The sequence below is a fragment of the Burkholderia sp. Bp9015 genome, from assembly GCF_003853505.1.
In the GTDB taxonomy this organism is placed as follows: Bacteria; Pseudomonadota; Gammaproteobacteria; order Burkholderiales; family Burkholderiaceae; genus Burkholderia.
Genome location: NZ_QTPZ01000056.1, coordinates 1 through 16,125, shown reverse-complemented (window position 1 = coordinate 16,125; position 16,125 = coordinate 1). Strand labels below are relative to the sequence as shown.

Sequence of the window (16,125 nt, the reverse complement as noted above, 5' to 3'; positions counted from 1 at the left end):
ATGATGGCTTGGGCATTCGCAAGGCGACGGGCAGCGCGGCCGGCGCGGCGGGGCGGCACGACGCTCGTGCTGGCCGTCGCGGCGGCGTGCACAGCGGCCGGGGTAGCCGGGACGGCCGGGCGCGCGCAGGCGGCGCAAGGCGGTGCGGCCGACGTGCGGTGCGGCGCGGCGTGGCCGCGCTGGGACGCGTTCAAGCGCGATTTCGTGTCGGCCGACGGCCGCGTGATCGACGTCGGCTCGGCCGATTCGCGCACGGTATCGGAGGGGCAGGCGTATGGACTGTTCTTCGCGCTCGTCGCGAACGACCGACGCACGTTCGACACGATCCTCGCATGGACCGAGAACAACCTCGCACAGGGCGACCTGAGCGCCCGGCTGCCGGCGTGGCTGTGGGGCCGCGCGCCGGACGGCACGTGGCGCGTGCTCGATGCGAACGCGGCGTCGGATGCCGATCTCTGGATCGCCTACACGCTCGTCGAAGCCGGGCGGCTGTGGCACGAGCGCAGCTACACCGCGCGCGGCGCGCTGCTCGCGAAGCGCGTGCTCGACGACGAGACGGCCAGCGTGCCGGGCCTCGGCCTCACGCTGCTGCCCGGGCCGACCGGGTTCAAGCTGGCCGATGGCCAATGGCGCGTGAACCCGAGCTATTCGCCGCCGCAGGTGATCCGCGGGCTCGCCGCGCGCCTGCCCGACGAGCGCCGCTGGGCCGCGCTCGCGGCCAGTACCGGCCGCGTGCTGCTCGACACCGCGCCGAAGGGCTTCTCGCCGGACTGGGCGTTGTATCGCGCGGGCGCGGGCTTCGGCCCCGATCCCCAGACCCATGCGGAAAGCGCGTACAACGCGATCCGCGTGTACCTGTGGGCCGGCATGCTCGATCGCGCCGATCCGCTCGCCGCGCCGCTGCTCGCGCGCTTCGCGCCGTTCGCCGACCATATCGCCGCGCATGGCGCGCCGCCGGAGAAGGTCGACACGACGACCGGCGTCGCGGGGCCGAACGACGGCAATGGCGGCTTCTCCGCGGCGGCCGTGCCGTTCCTCGACGCGCGCGGCCAGCATGCGCTCGCCGATGCGCAGGCGGCCCGTGTCGATGCGCTCGCGCGCCAGGCGGCGCCCGGCTACTACACGAGCGTGCTGACGCTGTTCGGCCTGGGCTGGCGCGACGGCCGCTACCGGTTCGGCGCGGACGGGTCGCTCGCTGCGCGCTGGGAGGACCGTTCATGCGCGGCCCGATGAAGCGCACCGCACCGCGCGTCGCGGGGTTCGCGTGGCTCGCGTCGTCGGTCACGGCGGCGGCGCCGGCCGCCGTCGCCACACCCGCGCCCGCGTTGCCGAAAACCGTCGCGCCGAAGGCCATCTCGGCGCCGGCGCCGGCCACGACCGACCTGCCCGACGCGCAGCGTCAGCTCGCGACCGCCCGCATGTGGGGCGCGAAGCATCGCGACGACCTCGCGCGCGACGCGCTGCGCAAGGGGCTCCTGATCGCGCCGGACGATCCCGAACTGCTCGCGGAACAGATGCGGGTGCTGCTGCGGCTCGGCGACGCGCAAGGCGCGCAGGCCGCGCTGGCACGCCTGCAGGCCCGCGCGCCCGCGGCGCCCGGCACGCGGCGCGCGGCCGACGAATACCGCGTCGCGACGAGCGGGCGCGGCGAGATGGCGCAGATCCGCCTGCTCGCGCGCAGCGGTCGCGCCGACGAAGCGGCCCGGCGGATCGTCGCGCTGTTCCCGAACGGCGCGCCGTCCGGCGCGCTCGGCGCCGAGTATTACCAGATCGTCGCGAATGCGCCGGGTGGCCGCGAATCGGCGCTCGCCGCGTTGCGCCGCGCGGTCGCGGCCGACCCGCAGGACACGAGCGCGGCGCTCGCGCTCGCGCGGCTGCTGAACCAGCGCGCCGATACGCGCGCGGAAGCGAACCGCATCGCGTGGTCGCTCGCGAAGCGCGCCGACGCCGATCACACGGAAGCGATGGCCGTGTGGCGACGCGTGCTGCAGTCCGCCGGCAGCGATCCCGCGTATCTCGATGCGCTGCACGCGTATCTCGCGCTGGTGCCGGACGACACCGAATTCCGCGATCGCAGCGCCGAACTCGACCGGCAGCGCGACGCGCAGCGCCGGCTCGAACGCGACCCCGACTACATCGCGCAGCAGCGCGGCTTGCAGGCGCTCGCGCGCGGCGACCTGGCCGGTGCCGATCCGCTGCTCGCGCGCGCCGCGCAGGCGCGCGCCGGCGACGCCGATGCGCTCGGCGGGCTCGGCCTGCTGCGCTTGCGCGAAGGCCGGCACGACGAAGCGCGCGCGCTGTTCACGCGCGCCGCGGCGCTGTCGACCGACCAGCGCGGCAAGTGGCAGAGCCTCGCGCGTACCGCGCAGTTCTGGGGGCTGCTCGCGCAAGGCCGCGCGGCGGCGTCGGCCGGGCGGCCGCAGGATGCCGAGCGCGCGGCGCGCGCCGCCCTCGCGATGCAGCCCGACAGCCCGGACGCGAAGCTGCAGCTCGCCGACGCGCTGCTCGCGCAGCGCGACTGGGCGCGCGCGGAGCCGTTGCTGCGCGAACTGCTGGCCGCACGTTCGCCGAACGTGTCGGCGGTGCGCGGCACGGCGATGCTGTACGAGAGCACCGGCCGCGCGGACCGCGTCGGCCCGCTGCTCGACGCGCTGCAAGGCCGCGTGACGGGCAGCGACGATCGCCGCGCGCTCGACGGGCTGCGCGCCGACCTGCTCGCGAGCCAGGCGCGCGCGCTCGCGGACAAGGGCGAACGCGGGCCGGCCGTGCAACGCTACGAGGCGGCCGTGCGCGCGGCGCCCGACGCACCGTGGACGCGTTTCGCGCTCGCGCGGCTGTATCGCGACATGGGGCTGCCGCAGCTCGGCCGCACGGTGATGGATGATGGGCTTGCGCAAAGCGATACGCCCGAGATGCGCTATGCGACCGCGCTGTATCGCAACTCGCTCGACGATGTCGCCGGCGCGCAGGCCGCGCTCGCGGGTGTCGACGATGCTCAGCGCTCGGACGGCATGCGTGCGCTCGCCCGCAAGCTCGACGCGCAAAGCGCGCTGGCCGACGCGCGCGGCGCGCTCGGCCGCGGCGATCGCGCGGCGTTCGCCGCGTCGCTCGCGCATGCGCAGGCGAGCGCGCCGGACGATCCCGACATGCTGGCCGCGATCGGCGCGCAGTGGATCGACGCGGGCGAGCCCGAGCGCGGCCTCGCGCCGTTGCGCGACTGGATCGCCGCGCATCCGCGCGAGGCCGATCCCGACGTGCGGCTGCGCTACGGCGACCTGCTCGGCAGCGCGGGGCGCGACGACGCGCTCGCCGCGTGGCTCGACACGCTGCGCCGCGAACCGGCGCTGACGCCGGCACAGACCGCGCGCATCGAGGATCAGTCGCTGCGGCTCGTGCTGCGCCGGACGGACGACGCGATCGCGCAGCAGGACTATGCGCGCGCGCGCACGCTGCTCGATCGCGCGAGCCCGGCCGGCCGCGCGGACAAGCGCTATGCACTCGAGCTGGCCGATCTCGAACGCGCGCAAGGTCACTACGACGCGGCACGCGACGCGCTCGCGCCCGTTATCGCGCGCACGCCGGACGATGCCGACACGCAGCTCGCGCTCGCGCGCATCGACGAGGACAGCGGCCAGCGCGCGGCCGCGCGCGCGCGCGTGCAGGCCGTGCTGGCGCGCACGCCGGACGACGACGTCGATACGCGGCTGTCGGTCGTGCGCCGGCTGAACGCGCTGCGCCGCCCGGACGAAGCCGCGCAGGTGATCGACCCGCTGCAGGCCGCGTATCCGGCGCGCGCCGACGTGACGGTTGCCGCCGGGCGCGTGGCCGAGGCGCAGGGCCGCTACGACGATGCCGCGTCGCTGTACCGGCTGTCGCTGTCGCAGGAACGCACGAGCGGCGTGAGCCCGGGCCGCGACGGCCGCACGCCCGCGCAGGCCGCGTTCGCGGATCTCGAACAGCGGCGCGATCCGGAGATCGAGATCGGCTGGCTGCCCGCGTACAAGTCGGGCGACGAAGGGATTTCCGCGTACCGCGCGCAGCAGGTGCCGATCTACGCGCAGATGCCGGTGCGCTACGACGGGCACGCGTTCCTGCAGCTCGACACCGTGCATCTGGACGCCGGCACGCTCGATACGAGCGTGCCGAACGCGTATTCGCTGAAGACCTTCGGCACCTACGGCGCGCTCAACGCGCTGGCCGGCTCGTCGCTGGCACCGTTGAACCAGCAGGCCGCCGCGTTGATCGCGCATCCGCAGGGCGACCTGCACCAGCCGATGACGGGCGTCGCGCTCGGCGCCGGCTATCGCACCGATGCGTGGCGCGTCGATCTCGGCACGTCGCCGCTCGGCTTCCCGGTGCATTACCTGGTCGGCGGCGTGCGCTACCGCTTCGACGCGGGCCCGGCGAGCTTCACCGTGAACGCGTCGCGCCGGCCGGAAACGAGCAGCGTGCTGTCGTATGCGGGGATGCGCGATCCGTGGACGGGCGCGGTGTGGGGCGGCGTGCGCCGCGACGGCGTGAACCTGCGCGCGGCGCTCGACGTCGGCCGCGTGAACCTGTTCGCGGAACTCGGCGCGGGCGTGCTGTCCGGCCGCAACGTCGAGCGCAACGCGGAAGTCACGCTGCGCTCGGGCTTCACGGTGCCCGTGTACGAACGCGCGACGATGAAGGTGAGCACGGGGCTCGTCGGCAATGCGTGGCACTACGCGCAGAACCTGCGTTACTACACGTACGGGCAGGGCGGCTACTACAGCCCGCAGCGCTACCTGTCGCTCGGCGTGCCGCTCGAGTGGGCGGGGCGGCGCGACGCGCTGTCGTGGGACCTGACCGTCACGGGCGGGATCTCGAACAGCTACGAGAAGGATTCGCTGTTCTACCCGACCTTCGCGGACCAGCGCGCCGCGCAGGCGGCGGCGGGGCTCGTCTACGCGGGCAGTTCGACGCGCGGCGTGTCGTTCTCGTACGGCGTGAACGGCATCGTCGAGTATCGCGTGAATCCGCACCTGAGCGTCGGCGCGCAACTGCACGTCGACCGGTCGCACGACTACGCGCCGAGTTCGGCGCTCGTGTACCTGCGCTATGCGTTCGACGCACGCGCGGCGCGCAGCTGGCTCGTCACGCCGACGCCGGTGCGGCTTTATTCGGATTACTAGGGGACTGGGAGAACACGTGAATACGGAACTCGATGCAACCCGTCCCGCGCTCGGCGCCGCCGGCCTGCTGGGCCGCCTGCGCGCGCTGCTGCGCACCGGGCCGGCCGGCGGCCGCGCCGGCCCGCTGAGCCGGCTCGCGATCGACGGGCTGCCCGACACGTGGACGCAGCTGGAAGCGGGCGGCCTGTACGCGATCTATGCCGCCGCCGGCACGCCGGCGTGCGATGCGCTGGTGTGGGAAAGCGCGCGGCAGTCGCGCACGCGCGACGTGACGGTCGTGCTGTCGCGCGCCGCGGCGCACGTTGCCGCGCAGCTGCAGGCGCGCGGTTTCTCGGGCGGCGCGCAGCCGGCCGGCTGGCCGCGCAACCTCAACGTGCTGGCGATGCCGCCCGCGCCCGCGGCGGCCGACGGCGATGCCGCGCGCGAGCCCGGTGCGCCGCGCCGTGCCGCGCCCGGTCCGTTCGCGCGGCTCACGGGCGGCTTGCGCGCGATGAAGCGCTACGGTTTTCGCGCGCGCTCGCTGTATTTCATCGAAGGCGCGCAACGCTGGTTCAGCTGGGACGATCCGACGGCGCTCGCGGAAGAAGCGCACGCGCTCGCCGACTGGTGCCGCACGCACCGGATCGCGCTGGTGCTGCTGGTCGATCCCGAGATCGTGCGCACCGGCGCCGATCCGGACACCGATGATCCGCCGCTCGTGCGCGACGCGAATCGCGCGCCACGCAGCGGCTTTCACGGCGTGTGCGCGGGCGTCGCGCAGCTGCAGCGCACGCACGGCGAGCTGCTGTGGGTCGTCGATTTCTGGCGCGCGGGCGAGACGCTCGCGGCCGGCGAAGTGCGGCCGCTGCGCTTCGCGCCGGGCGGCCGGCTCGCGGCGATCGTCGACGGCGCCGCCGCCGAACCGCTGCGCCGGATGAAGCTCGCGACCGACGAGGATCGCGTCGTCGTCAGCCGCGCGGTGCTCGACGAAGGCGGACGCGTGCCGGCCGACTGGGAAATCGTCGACGACAACGCGGCGGTCGTCGCGGCCTGCGCACGCGCGCAGGCCGCGACCGCGGTGCTGGCGTTCCGCTCGCATGCGCAGCTCGAGACGCTGTGCGCGGCCGTTCACACGCTGCGCCGGCAATGCGGCGGCGCGTTGAAGATCGCCGTGGTCGAGCGCGGCGAGGTGCTGCGCCAGCAGTTCGAGATGCTGGTGCTGAGCGTCGGCGCGAACCGCGTCGTCGCGCGCGACCTGCCGGTGACGCGGATGCACGCGGCCGTGCACGCGCTGCGCGGGCAGCTCTATGCGCGGCCCGTCACGCCCGACTATCGCGCGGCGCTCGCGGCCGCGCTCGGCGATTCGGTGCTCGGCTACCTGCCGGTCGGCGCGTTCTGCCTGCGGATTCGCGCGGTGCTCGATCGCGGCGCCGTGCTCGCGCTGCCGCATACGCTCGCGAAGATCGCGCTGCTGCCCGGCGTGTCGCACGTCGATGCGCTGCGGCACTGCCGGCCGCGCCGCGCGGGCGACGTCGTGACGGCCGATGCCGGGCACCTGTACGTGTTCCTGTTCGCGTGCGAGCCGGCCGATGCCGAGGATGCGCTCGCGCGTATCTTCGACGTGCCGGTCGAGACGCTGTCCGATCGCGTCGTGTGTCTCGGGCAGGGCAGCATCGACACCGAGCTCGATGCGCTGAAGGCCGAGAACCGGCGCGCGCCGATCGCCGACTACAGCGACCTGTTCGCGACGGCGCAGCCGGCGGATGCGGCACGCGCGCCGGGCGAACGCGCGGCGGATGCCGCGGCGCGTGCCGAACCGGGCGCCGACGGCACCGTGGCCGGCGGGGCCGGCGTGGCCGCCGCGGGCGGCGCGGCCGACCGGCACGTCGATGCGCCGCCGCACGCGGTTCACGCCGACGATGCGACGCCGGCCGCCGACATGCCGGGCGATGCGCCGGCATTTCCTGCATTTCCCGTCGCGCACACGCGCGGCGCCATCCGCAGCGCGATGCCGCTGCGCAAGCCGGAGGGCGCATGATCGCCGAACTCGTCATCGGATTCATCGTCGGCATCGCGATCGCGGTGCCGGTGTGGCTCGTCGCGCAGCACCTGGGCCTCGGCCGCGGCTTTCATGCGCCGCGCGGGCTGCAGCGGCGCGACGCGGTGCCGTGCGAACTCGTGCCGGTCGCGCTGCGCGGGCGCCTGCTGCCCGATGCCGATCACGCCGGCGGGGCGGCGCCATGAAGACGATCGCCGTCACGTCGACGACCGGCGGCGCGGGCCGCACGACGCTCGCGGGCGCGCTCGCGGTGCTGCTCGCCCGTCGCGGCCGGCCGGTCGTCGCGGTCGAGTTCGACGCGCAGAACCTGATGGGCGCGACGCTCGGTCTCGACACGCTGGCCGAGCACGGGCTCGCGCACAGCCTGCTCGGTGACCCGGGTAACGCCGCGCCGTGGCACGCGCATACGTGGCGCAATGCCGACGGCGTGCTGTTCGTCCCGTACGGGCAGGTCGACGCGGCGGGCGCCGCCGCCTGCGATGCGCGGCTCGCGGCCGATCCGGCCTGGCTGTCGCGCGCGCTCGACGAGATCGCGCTGCCGCCTGACGGCGTCGTGCTGGTCGACACCGCGCGCTATCCGTCGCCGCAGGCCGAGCAGGCGATTCGCCGCGCGGACCTGACGCTCGTCGTCGTGCCGCCCGAACCGGCCGCGTGCGCGACCGTTGCCGCGCGCCTCGACGCGCTGCGGGCCGGCGGCGGCGACCTGCAGATCGTCGTGAACCGGCTGAACCCGGCGCGCGACATGCAGCGCGATGCGCTCGCGATGCTGCGCGCGGTCGCGGGACCGGCGTCGATGCTCGAGCAGCGGATTCACGTCGATGCGGCCGTGCCCGAAACGCTCGCGCGCGGCAGCTGGATCTTCGACGACGCGCCGTATTCGCAGGCATCGCACGACCTGAACGGCGTCGCGAACTGGGTCGACGCGTGGCTCGCGGCGGCCGCGGCCGGCCGCACGGGAGTGCGGCGATGAAGGCCGCGTTCGCGTCGCGCTGGCGCGCTGCGGCCCGGCGCGCGACCGACTGGTGCGCGCACGGGATCGGGCTGCCGGCCGAGCGCACGCTGCTCGACTGGCTCGTGCGGCTGTTCTTCCACGCGCCGCCGCCCGGCCGGCCCGATCCCGTGCGCCGCCGGGCACGCATCGCCTTCCTGTGGCTCGCGCAAGAGTGGGGCGTGCTGCAGCCGCTGAGCACGCGCGAATGGCTGTGGCGCGCGATCGTGCGCGCGCCGCGCGCAGCCGATGGCCGGCCCGCGCGCGATCCGCTCGCGTGGTTCGACACGTTCGTCGTGCCGGTCTACGTCGCGGCGCGCGCGCTCGGCCGGCGCCTCGACGCGTTGCTCGCGCGTCTGCCGTGGGCTCGTTGGGGCGGCTGGCTCGACGCGCGCGCGCACGGCGTCGGCCGGCACCGCTGGCTCGCGCCGCTGCTGCTGATCGCCGGCGCGCTGATGTGGGCCGCGGCCGGGATGTCGCCGCTGATGCCCGGCGCGCAGTTCGCGTTCTTCGCGATCGTCGCGGTGCTGGCGCTCGCGCTGCGCCGCCTGCCGGGCCATCTGCCGACGCTTGCGCTCGCGTCGCTCGCGCTGCTCGCCACCGTCCGCTACGTGTGGTGGCGCACGACCCAGACACTCGATTTCCGCAGCCCCGTCGAGGCGTTCGCCGGCTACCTGCTGTACGGCGCCGAAGCCTATACGTGGATGATCCTGCTGCTCGGCTTCGTCCAGACCGCGTGGCCGCTCGACCGGCCGATCGTGCCGCTGCCCGACGACCCGGACACCTGGCCGAGCGTCGACGTCTACATCCCGACCTACAACGAACCGCTGTCGGTCGTGAAGCCGACCGTCTTCGCGTCGCAGAGCATCGACTGGCCGGCGGCCAAGCTGCGCGTGTACCTGCTCGACGACGGCCGGCGCCCCGAGTTCGAGGCGTTCGGGCGCGAGGCGGGGATCGGCTACCTGACGCGCGACGACAACCGCCACGCGAAGGCCGGCAACATCAACCGCGCGCTGCCGAAGACGCACGGCGAATACATCGCGATCTTCGACTGCGATCACGTGCCGACGCGCTCGTTCCTGCAGACCTCGATGGGCGTGTTCCTGCGCGACCCGAAATGCGCGCTGGTACAGACGCCGCACCATTTCTTCTCGCCCGATCCGTTCGAGCGCAACCTCGGCACGTTCCGCGAGATCCCGAACGAGGGCAACCTGTTCTACGGGCTCGTGCAGTCGGGCAACGACCTGTGGAACGCGACGTTCTTCTGCGGGTCGTGCGCGGTGCTCAAGCGCACCGCGCTGGAGGAGGTAGGCGGCGTCGCGGTCGAGACCGTGACCGAGGACGCGCACACCGCGCTCAAGCTGCACCGCCGCGGCTACACGTCGGCTTACCTGCCGACCGTGCAGGCGGCAGGCCTCGCGACCGAGAGCCTCGCCGGCCACGTGAAGCAGCGCACGCGCTGGGCGCGTGGGATGGCGCAGATCTTCCGCATCGACAATCCGTTCCTCGGGCGCGGGCTCGGCTTCATCCAGCGGATCTGCTACGGCAACGCGATGCTGCATTTCTTCTACGGGATCCCGCGGCTCGTGTTCCTGACGATCCCGCTCGCGTACCTGTTCTTCCACCTGTACTTCATCAATGCGTCGTCGGTCGCGCTCGCGAGCTACGTGATCCCGTACCTGGTGCTCGCGAACGTCGCGAACTCGCGGATGCAGGGGCGCTATCGCCACTCGTTCTGGGCCGAGGTCTACGAATCGGTGCTCGCGTGGTACATCGCGCTGCCGACCACCGTCGCGTTCTTCAGCCCGCAGCACGGCAAGTTCAACGTGACCGACAAGGGCGGCAAGATCGACGAAGGCTACGTCGACTGGTCGACCTCGAAGCCGTACCTCGTGCTGTTCGCGCTGAACGTGCTCGCGATCGCGGCCGGCCTGTGGCGGCTCGTGGCCGACCAGGGCGACGAGGCGTCGACGATCCTGATCACGCTCGGCTGGACCGTCTACAACCTCGCGATGCTCGGCGCGGCCATGGCCGTCGCGCGCGAGACCAAGCAGGTGCGCGTCACGCACCGGATCGCGATGCGCGTGCCGGCGACGCTGCTGCTCGCCGACGGCTCGACTGCCGCATGCTTCACGAGCGACTACTCGACCGGCGGCCTCGGCCTCGAAGCGGTGCCGGGGCTGCCGCTCGCGGTCGGCGACACGCTGACGGTATGCGTGACGCGCGGCGACCGGCCGTTTCCGTTCCCGGTGCGCGTGAGCCGCGTGACGCCGACCCACGTCGGCGTGAGCTTCGAGGCGCTGACGCTTGAGCAGGAGCGCCAGCTCGTGCAGTGCACGTTCGGCCGCGCGGACGCGTGGCTCGACTGGCACGCGAGCGCGCGCGCGGACACGCCGCTGCGCGGGCTGAAGGAAGTGCTGCGCGTGGGCCTGGACGGTTACGTACGGATGTGGAAAGGTGCGGCGCGCGGCGTGCAGTCGATGTTGGCACCGAAGCTCGATCGGGCGCGCGACTGACGCGGCGCCCATCACGGAGTGGTTTAGATGACGTTCTGGAATCTGTATTTCATCCTGAAGTTCGCGCTGTTCGCGACCGGCCACCTGCAGCCGCTGTGGCTCGCGAACCTCGCGTTCGCGCTGGCGCTCGCGGCGAGCGCGCCGATCCGGGCGCGCGTGTGGCGCATCGTGCGACAGCTCGCCGCGCTCGCGATCGCGGTGCCGCTCCTTGCGCGCGAGCTGCATGCGCCGCCGCTCGCGCGCCTTGTCGATGCCGCGCGCGAGGTCAGCACGTTCCGCCTCGACTACTGGATGGAGCTGCTGCCGCGCCTGTTGCCGCCGCTGCTGGTGCTGACCGTGGCGGGCGTGCTGATCGTCTATTTCATCGTCAACCGCTGGGTGCGCGTCGCGACCTTCGTGCTCGCCGCGCTGGTCGTGATGCCGCTGTGGCAGGCCGGCAACGGGCTGATGGCGCGCGTCGTCGCGCCGCTCCCGCAGCAGCAGGCCGACGCCACGGGCGGGCGCGCCGGCCAGCCCGAGGACCACAACGCGGCGCTCGCGACGTTCCGCGCGCAGGAGTCGCAGCGGCAGGTCGCGTTCGGCCATCTCGGCAACGATCCGGCCGCGCAGTTCGACGTGATCGTGCTGCACGTGTGCTCGCTGTCGTGGGACGACCTCGATGCCGCGAAGATGCGCAATCACCCGATGCTGAGCCACTTCGACTACCTGTTCAACAACTTCAGCACGGCGGCGAGCTACAGCGGCCCGGCCGCGATCCGCGTGCTGCGCGCGAGTTGCGGGCAGGAAGCGCACGCGGACCTGTACAAGCCCGCGCCGCAGCAGTGCCACCTGTTTTCGCAACTCGCGTCCGCCGGCTACACGGTGCAGTCGCTGCTGAACCACGACGGGCACTTCGACAACTTCCTGCAGGTCGTTCACGACAACATCGGCGTGCCCGACGCGCCGATGATCTCGAACGCCGCCGCCCCGGTCGCGATGCATGCGTTCGACGGCTCGGCGATCAAGGACGACTACGGCACGCTCGCGAACTGGTACGCGCAGCGCGCGTCGGTGCCGGGCCCGGTCGCGCTGTACTACAACACGATCAGCCTGCACGACGGCAACCGCGTGGTGGGCAGCTCGCTCACCAGCATCGATTCGTATCCGCAGCGCGTGACCCGGATGATGAACGACTTCGACCGGCTCGCCGACCTGATCGCGCAGTCGGGACGGCGCGCAGTGATCGTGTTCGTGCCCGAGCACGGCGCCGCGCTGCGCGGCGACAAGAACCAGGTGGCCGGCCTGCGCGAGATCCCGACGCCGCGCGTCGTCCACGGGCCGGTCGGCGTGCGGCTCGTCGGCTTCACCGGCAATCACGGCACGACGACCGTGATCGACCAGCCGACGAGCTTCCTCGCGCTCGCGCAGCTGCTGTCGAACCTCGTGTCGAACAGCCCGTTCAAGCCGGGCGCGACGCTTGCGCAATATGCCGCCGACCTGCCGCGCACGCGGATGGTCGGCGAGAACGAAGGCACGGTGACGCTGCAGACGAGCACCGGCTATGCGGTTAAGACTCCGGACGGCGTATGGATCGACGAACAGTAAACATCGGCGATGGCGACGACGATCGCCTGTCGCAACCGAACGACGTGCTAGGCCTCGCGCGGCACCTGCCTGCGCTGGATCCGGCCCGCTACGTCGACGAGCAGGCGCGGCGCGCATTCGTCGAATCGCTCGAGCGCTGGCCCGTGCTCGCGAAGCTGATGGGATTGAGGCGGTAAACGCAAGGCGGCCGGCGTGAATGCCGGCCGCGCTGCATCGATGCGCCGACCGCTATCGGCTCACCGCGGGCTCACTGCGCGCGGCGCTCCGGCTGGCGCGTCCATTCGTTTTCCTCGCCCGGCACCTTGCCGAAGGTCTGCGCCGCCCACGCGTGGCGGGCCGCCTCGATCTTCGCGCGCTCGCTCGACACGAAATTCCATTCGATGAACCGCTCGCCCGGCAGGTGCGCGCCGCCGAGCAGCATCACGCGCGCGCCGTTCGCGCTGGCGAGCGCGACGTTCGTGCCGGGTTCGAGCACGGCCATCGTCGCGGGGGCGAGCGGCGTGCCGTCGATCGTGAGGTCGCCGTCGACGAGATACACGCCGCGCTCGTCGTGTTCCGCGTCGAGCGCGAGCTGCCCGCCCGCGGCGAATTCAGCATACGCATAGAGCGTCGGCGAGAACACCGCGACCGGCGACGTGAGCCCGAACGCGGTGCCCGCGATCACGCGCACGTGCGCGCCGTCGCGCGTGAACGACGGCAGCGTGTCGGCCGCGTGATGCACGAATGCGGGCGCGGTGTCCTCGTGCTCGACCGGCAGCGCGACCCAGGTCTGGATCCCGTGCACCGGCTGTTCATGCGGGCGGTCCTCGTCGGGCGAACGCTCCGAATGGACGATGCCGCGCCCGGCCGTCATCCAGTTCACGTCGCCGGGCACGATCTTCTGCCGGAAGCCGAGGCTGTCGTGATGCATCAGCGTGCCGTCGAACAGGTAGGTGACGGTCGCGAGGCCGATGTGCGGATGCGGCAGCACGTCGATGCCGCTGCCGGCCGGCAGCACGGCCGGCCCCATCTCGTCGAAGAAGATGAACGGGCCGACGAGGCGCGCGGCGCGCGCGGGCAGCACGCGGCGCACGACGAGGTTGCCGATGTCGCTCTCGCGCGGCGTGAGCAGGGTCTTGATCGATGCGGACATGGTGGGTCTCTCGTATCCGGTGGGTCAGGCGATTGCCGTATCGATCGTGATCGGGTGCGTGAGGATCTTGTGCACCGGGCACGCATTCGCGATCTGCAGCAGTCGCTCGCGCTGCTCGTCGGTCAGGTCGCCGTCGAGCGTGATGCGGCGCACGATCGTGCTGCCCGCGCTACCCGATTCGTGCGCGAGCTTCACGTGCACTTCGGCGAGCGGCCAGCCCTTGCGTTGCGCGTACATCTTCAGCGTGATCGCGGTGCACGCGCCGAGGCTCGACAGCAGCAGCGCGACGGGCGTCGGTGCGGTATCGCCGCCGCCGAGCGACGCCGGTTCGTCGGCGCGCCACTGATGGACGCCGTCGGTGAAATGGACCAGGTAATCGACCGAGCCGATGCTCGCTTCGACGGACAGTTCGCTCATTGCAATTCCATGTGGGGAAAGGGAAGGCGGGCCGGCCGGGGAGGGCCGGGCAGGCTGGACGTTACGGTTCGAGCAGGCGCTGCAGCCGCAGTTCCTCGAAATCCAGCTCGGATTCTATGCGGTGCAGCACCGCGTCGTCGACCCGGCCGTCGCGATGCAGCTCGAGCAGCGCATCACGCGACACGCCGACCAGCTCGAGCTCGACGCGCAGCATCCGCGCGCGCACGTCCGCCGGTTCTGCGCCGTCGCGGTGCGCGCGTTCGTTGAACGCGACGCGGCTGCGGTATTCGGTCAGCAGCCGGTCGAGCGATGCGCGTTCGAGGCTCGTGCCGCGCTGCTCGCGCGCATCGAGTTCGGCGAGCGCCGCGCCGAACGTATGGGCGCGCACGGCATGCTCGGACATCGTGTGCCGCGCGGCCGGGCGCAGCTTCAGCACGCGGATCAGCGGCGCGAGCGTGCCGCCTTGCACGACCAGCGTCGCGATGATCAGCAGGAACGTGCTGAACAGGATCAGGTCGCGCCCAGGGAAGTTGCCCGGCAGCGCGATCGCGGCCGCGAGGCTCACGACGCCGCGCATGCCGGACCAGCCGAGCACGACGGCCTCGCGCCACGACCACGGCGCATGGCCCGCGCGCGGCGCGCGCAGGCGGCCCGGCAGCCACATCGCGACGAACACCCACACGACGCGCGCGGCGATCGCGGCGGCGGTGGCCGGCAGCGCGACGCGCAGGCCGGCCATCAGCACCGCGCCTTCGTGGTTCACGCCGGCGAGGATCGCATGCAGCGCGAGGCCGATCAGGATGAACACGAGCGCGTCGAGCACGAACACGATCGCTTCCCAGGTCGCCTTCGCCTTGATCCGCATGTCGGCGCCGAACACGCGATGCTGGCGCACGCCGAGCACGAGGCCGCAGGTCACGACCGACAGCACGCCCGAACCGTGCACGGCTTCGGCGATCCCGTAGCTGCCCCACGCCATCGCGAAGGTCACGACGATCCCGAGCATCGGCTCGCGCAGGCGCTGCAGCACCCAGCACATCGCATGGCCGCACGCGAGGCCGACCGCGATGCCGATCAGCGTGAGCGAGAAGAACAGGCCGGTGGCGCTCGCGGTCGTGATCGTGACGGCGAGCGCGGCCGAGACGGCCATCTGGTACAGCAGCAGGCCCGATGCATCGTTGACGAGGCTTTCGCCTTCGAGCACCGCGACGAGCCGCGCGGGCAGCGGATGGCGCTGCAGGATCGCCTTCGCGGCGACCGCGTCGGGCGGCGACACGATCGCGCCGAGCGTGAAGCACGCGGCCCACGGCAGCGCCGGATTGGCCGCATGCACGGCGAGCGCGACCGCAACCGTCGTGAACACCACCGCGCCGAGCGCGAGCGACGCGATCGACGCGAGCTCGTGGCGGAATTCCTTCCACGCCGTATAGAAGCCGCTCGACATCAGCAGCGGCGGCAGCACGGCCACGAGCAGCAGCGCCGGATCCATGTCGGGCGTGCGCTTGCCTGCGATGGCCACCACGCAGCCGCCGAGCAGCAGCACGACGGCCGGCGGGATCGACACGCGCTCCGCGAGCCAGGTGAGCGCGCCCGCGCCGCAGATCAACAGCAGCAGGTAGTGGAACAGCTCGACGTTGGTCATGCGCGACGCGTGCGGCTATTGCGGAGCGTGCGCGTCACGACGGCTTGCGTTCGTTCGCGCTGCCGCCCGGCAGCGCGCCGAACATGTGCTGGCTGCACTTCGCGTCGCGCCATGCGGTGTTCAGCCGGTGGCCCGCGAGCATGCGCCGCGCGACGGGCAGGATCTGTTCGCCGGCCAGCATGCCGAGCAGGCCGACGAGCGCGATGACCGGCGGCGCGGGCGAGTTCACGCCGAGCGCGCCGTAGATGACACCGGCGAGGATGCCGGCGAGCAGCGAGAAGACGTACGGTTTCATGGTGGAGCGTCCGGTGATGGGCGAGCGGCACCGAAACGGCGCCGTCAAGGTTTTGAAAGCGTAGCGGGTTTGCGTGAAGAAAAAAAGAGCGGGCCGCTTCCAACGGGCGCCGTTTCCGGAATCGCATCGATTCCGTTTCTTGGGTGGTCGCGCCGGGCGTTTGCGGCTTAAATAATGCGAGCCGGATGACGATCCGGCGCGATGTGCCGCCGGCTCCTCCCGTTTTCACGGTCGAGGCGGGCCCTCTCTTTTCGTTCACAGGACGCCATGCGCCATGAGCAATCCGAAGCTTGAAGTACTCACTCCGCACAACAGCCAGCTGATCTTCATCGACCAGCAGCCGCAGATGGCGTTCGGCGT

At 72.4% G+C, this 16,125-nt stretch carries 12 protein-coding genes and 1 pseudogene; 9 read left to right on the top strand and 4 right to left on the bottom strand.

Going from position 1 to position 16,125, the window contains the following annotated elements; translation table 11 throughout:
- The first annotated feature begins 3 nt into the window (after positions 1 to 3).
- The 8 genes from bcsZ to DIE12_RS35630 are packed head-to-tail and all read left to right on the top strand — an operon-like array spanning position 4 to position 12,455.
- Entirely contained in the window at positions 4 to 1,233 is a 1,230-nt protein-coding gene (gene bcsZ, locus DIE12_RS35665; protein ID WP_124523921.1) for a cellulose synthase complex periplasmic endoglucanase BcsZ, read from the top strand.
- Positions 1,218 to 5,153, top strand: a complete 3,936-nt coding sequence (locus tag DIE12_RS35660; RefSeq protein ID WP_124523901.1) for a cellulose synthase subunit BcsC-related outer membrane protein — start codon at positions 1,218 to 1,220, stop codon at positions 5,151 to 5,153. The genes bcsZ and DIE12_RS35660 overlap by 16 nt, the downstream gene beginning before the upstream one ends.
- A gap of 16 nt (positions 5,154 to 5,169) precedes the next feature.
- The gene (bcsE, locus tag DIE12_RS35655) at positions 5,170 to 7,170 is read left to right on the top strand and encodes a cellulose biosynthesis protein BcsE (protein WP_124524300.1); all 2,001 of its coding nucleotides are present in this window, start codon (positions 5,170 to 5,172) and stop codon (positions 7,168 to 7,170) included.
- On the top strand, positions 7,167 to 7,376 hold the full coding sequence (locus tag DIE12_RS35650; RefSeq protein ID WP_124489491.1) for a hypothetical protein: 210 nt from the start codon (positions 7,167 to 7,169) through the stop codon (positions 7,374 to 7,376). Before bcsE ends, DIE12_RS35650 begins: the two co-directional genes overlap by 4 nt.
- Positions 7,373 to 8,161 (top strand): cellulose biosynthesis protein BcsQ, encoded by a 789-nt coding sequence (gene bcsQ, locus DIE12_RS35645; RefSeq protein ID WP_124524109.1) that lies wholly within the window; start codon positions 7,373 to 7,375, stop codon positions 8,159 to 8,161. The genes DIE12_RS35650 and bcsQ overlap by 4 nt, the downstream gene beginning before the upstream one ends.
- The gene (gene bcsA, locus DIE12_RS35640; protein ID WP_124524107.1) at positions 8,158 to 10,695 is read left to right on the top strand and encodes a UDP-forming cellulose synthase catalytic subunit; all 2,538 of its coding nucleotides are present in this window, start codon (positions 8,158 to 8,160) and stop codon (positions 10,693 to 10,695) included. The genes bcsQ and bcsA overlap by 4 nt, the downstream gene beginning before the upstream one ends.
- A gap of 27 nt (positions 10,696 to 10,722) precedes the next feature.
- Positions 10,723 to 12,279 (top strand): cellulose biosynthesis protein BcsG, encoded by a 1,557-nt coding sequence (gene bcsG / locus DIE12_RS35635; protein WP_124524105.1) that lies wholly within the window; start codon positions 10,723 to 10,725, stop codon positions 12,277 to 12,279.
- On the top strand, positions 12,261 to 12,455 hold the full coding sequence (locus tag DIE12_RS35630; protein WP_124524103.1) for a hypothetical protein: 195 nt from the start codon (positions 12,261 to 12,263) through the stop codon (positions 12,453 to 12,455). Before bcsG ends, DIE12_RS35630 begins: the two co-directional genes overlap by 19 nt.
- A gap of 71 nt (positions 12,456 to 12,526) precedes the next feature.
- Here DIE12_RS35630 and DIE12_RS35625 read toward each other — a convergent pair whose 3' ends face one another.
- From DIE12_RS35625 to DIE12_RS35610, 4 genes are all read right to left on the bottom strand, one after another.
- On the bottom strand, positions 12,527 to 13,411 hold the full coding sequence (locus DIE12_RS35625; protein ID WP_124524101.1) for a pirin family protein: 885 nt from the start codon (positions 13,409 to 13,411) through the stop codon (positions 12,527 to 12,529).
- Positions 13,412 to 13,435: 24 nt separating this feature from the next.
- Positions 13,436 to 13,828, bottom strand: a complete 393-nt coding sequence (locus DIE12_RS35620) for an OsmC family protein (protein WP_059467735.1) — start codon at positions 13,826 to 13,828, stop codon at positions 13,436 to 13,438.
- 61 nt (positions 13,829 to 13,889) lie between these two features.
- Positions 13,890 to 15,470 carry a sodium:proton antiporter gene (locus tag DIE12_RS35615; protein WP_124524099.1) on the bottom strand — a complete coding sequence of 527 codons (1,581 nt, stop codon included), beginning with the start codon at positions 15,468 to 15,470 and terminating at the stop codon, positions 13,890 to 13,892.
- A 34-nt stretch (positions 15,471 to 15,504) separates the two neighbouring features.
- On the bottom strand, positions 15,505 to 15,765 hold the full coding sequence (locus tag DIE12_RS35610) for a XapX domain-containing protein (protein WP_124524096.1): 261 nt from the start codon (positions 15,763 to 15,765) through the stop codon (positions 15,505 to 15,507).
- Between the two features lie 274 nt (positions 15,766 to 16,039).
- Here DIE12_RS35610 and DIE12_RS35605 point away from each other — a divergent pair.
- Positions 16,040 to 16,125 (top strand): annotated as a pseudogene (locus tag DIE12_RS35605) (hydrolase); the annotation flags it as partial.

Coding starts and splice junctions, on each gene's coding strand:
- bcsZ (WP_124523921.1), top strand. CDS start 4: ATGGCTTGGGCATTCGCAAGGCGACGGGCAGCGCGGCCGGCGCGGCGG.
- DIE12_RS35660 (WP_124523901.1), top strand. CDS start 1,218: ATGCGCGGCCCGATGAAGCGCACCGCACCGCGCGTCGCGGGGTTCGCG.
- bcsG (WP_124524105.1), top strand. CDS start 10,723: ATGACGTTCTGGAATCTGTATTTCATCCTGAAGTTCGCGCTGTTCGCG.
- bcsQ (WP_124524109.1), top strand. CDS start 7,373: ATGAAGACGATCGCCGTCACGTCGACGACCGGCGGCGCGGGCCGCACG.
- DIE12_RS35630 (WP_124524103.1), top strand. CDS start 12,261: ATGGATCGACGAACAGTAAACATCGGCGATGGCGACGACGATCGCCTG.
- DIE12_RS35620 (WP_059467735.1), bottom strand. CDS start 13,828: ATGAGCGAACTGTCCGTCGAAGCGAGCATCGGCTCGGTCGATTACCTG.
- DIE12_RS35610 (WP_124524096.1), bottom strand. CDS start 15,765: ATGAAACCGTACGTCTTCTCGCTGCTCGCCGGCATCCTCGCCGGTGTC.
- bcsA (WP_124524107.1), top strand. CDS start 8,158: ATGAAGGCCGCGTTCGCGTCGCGCTGGCGCGCTGCGGCCCGGCGCGCG.
- DIE12_RS35615 (WP_124524099.1), bottom strand. CDS start 15,470: ATGACCAACGTCGAGCTGTTCCACTACCTGCTGCTGTTGATCTGCGGC.
- DIE12_RS35650 (WP_124489491.1), top strand. CDS start 7,167: ATGATCGCCGAACTCGTCATCGGATTCATCGTCGGCATCGCGATCGCG.
- DIE12_RS35625 (WP_124524101.1), bottom strand. CDS start 13,411: ATGTCCGCATCGATCAAGACCCTGCTCACGCCGCGCGAGAGCGACATC.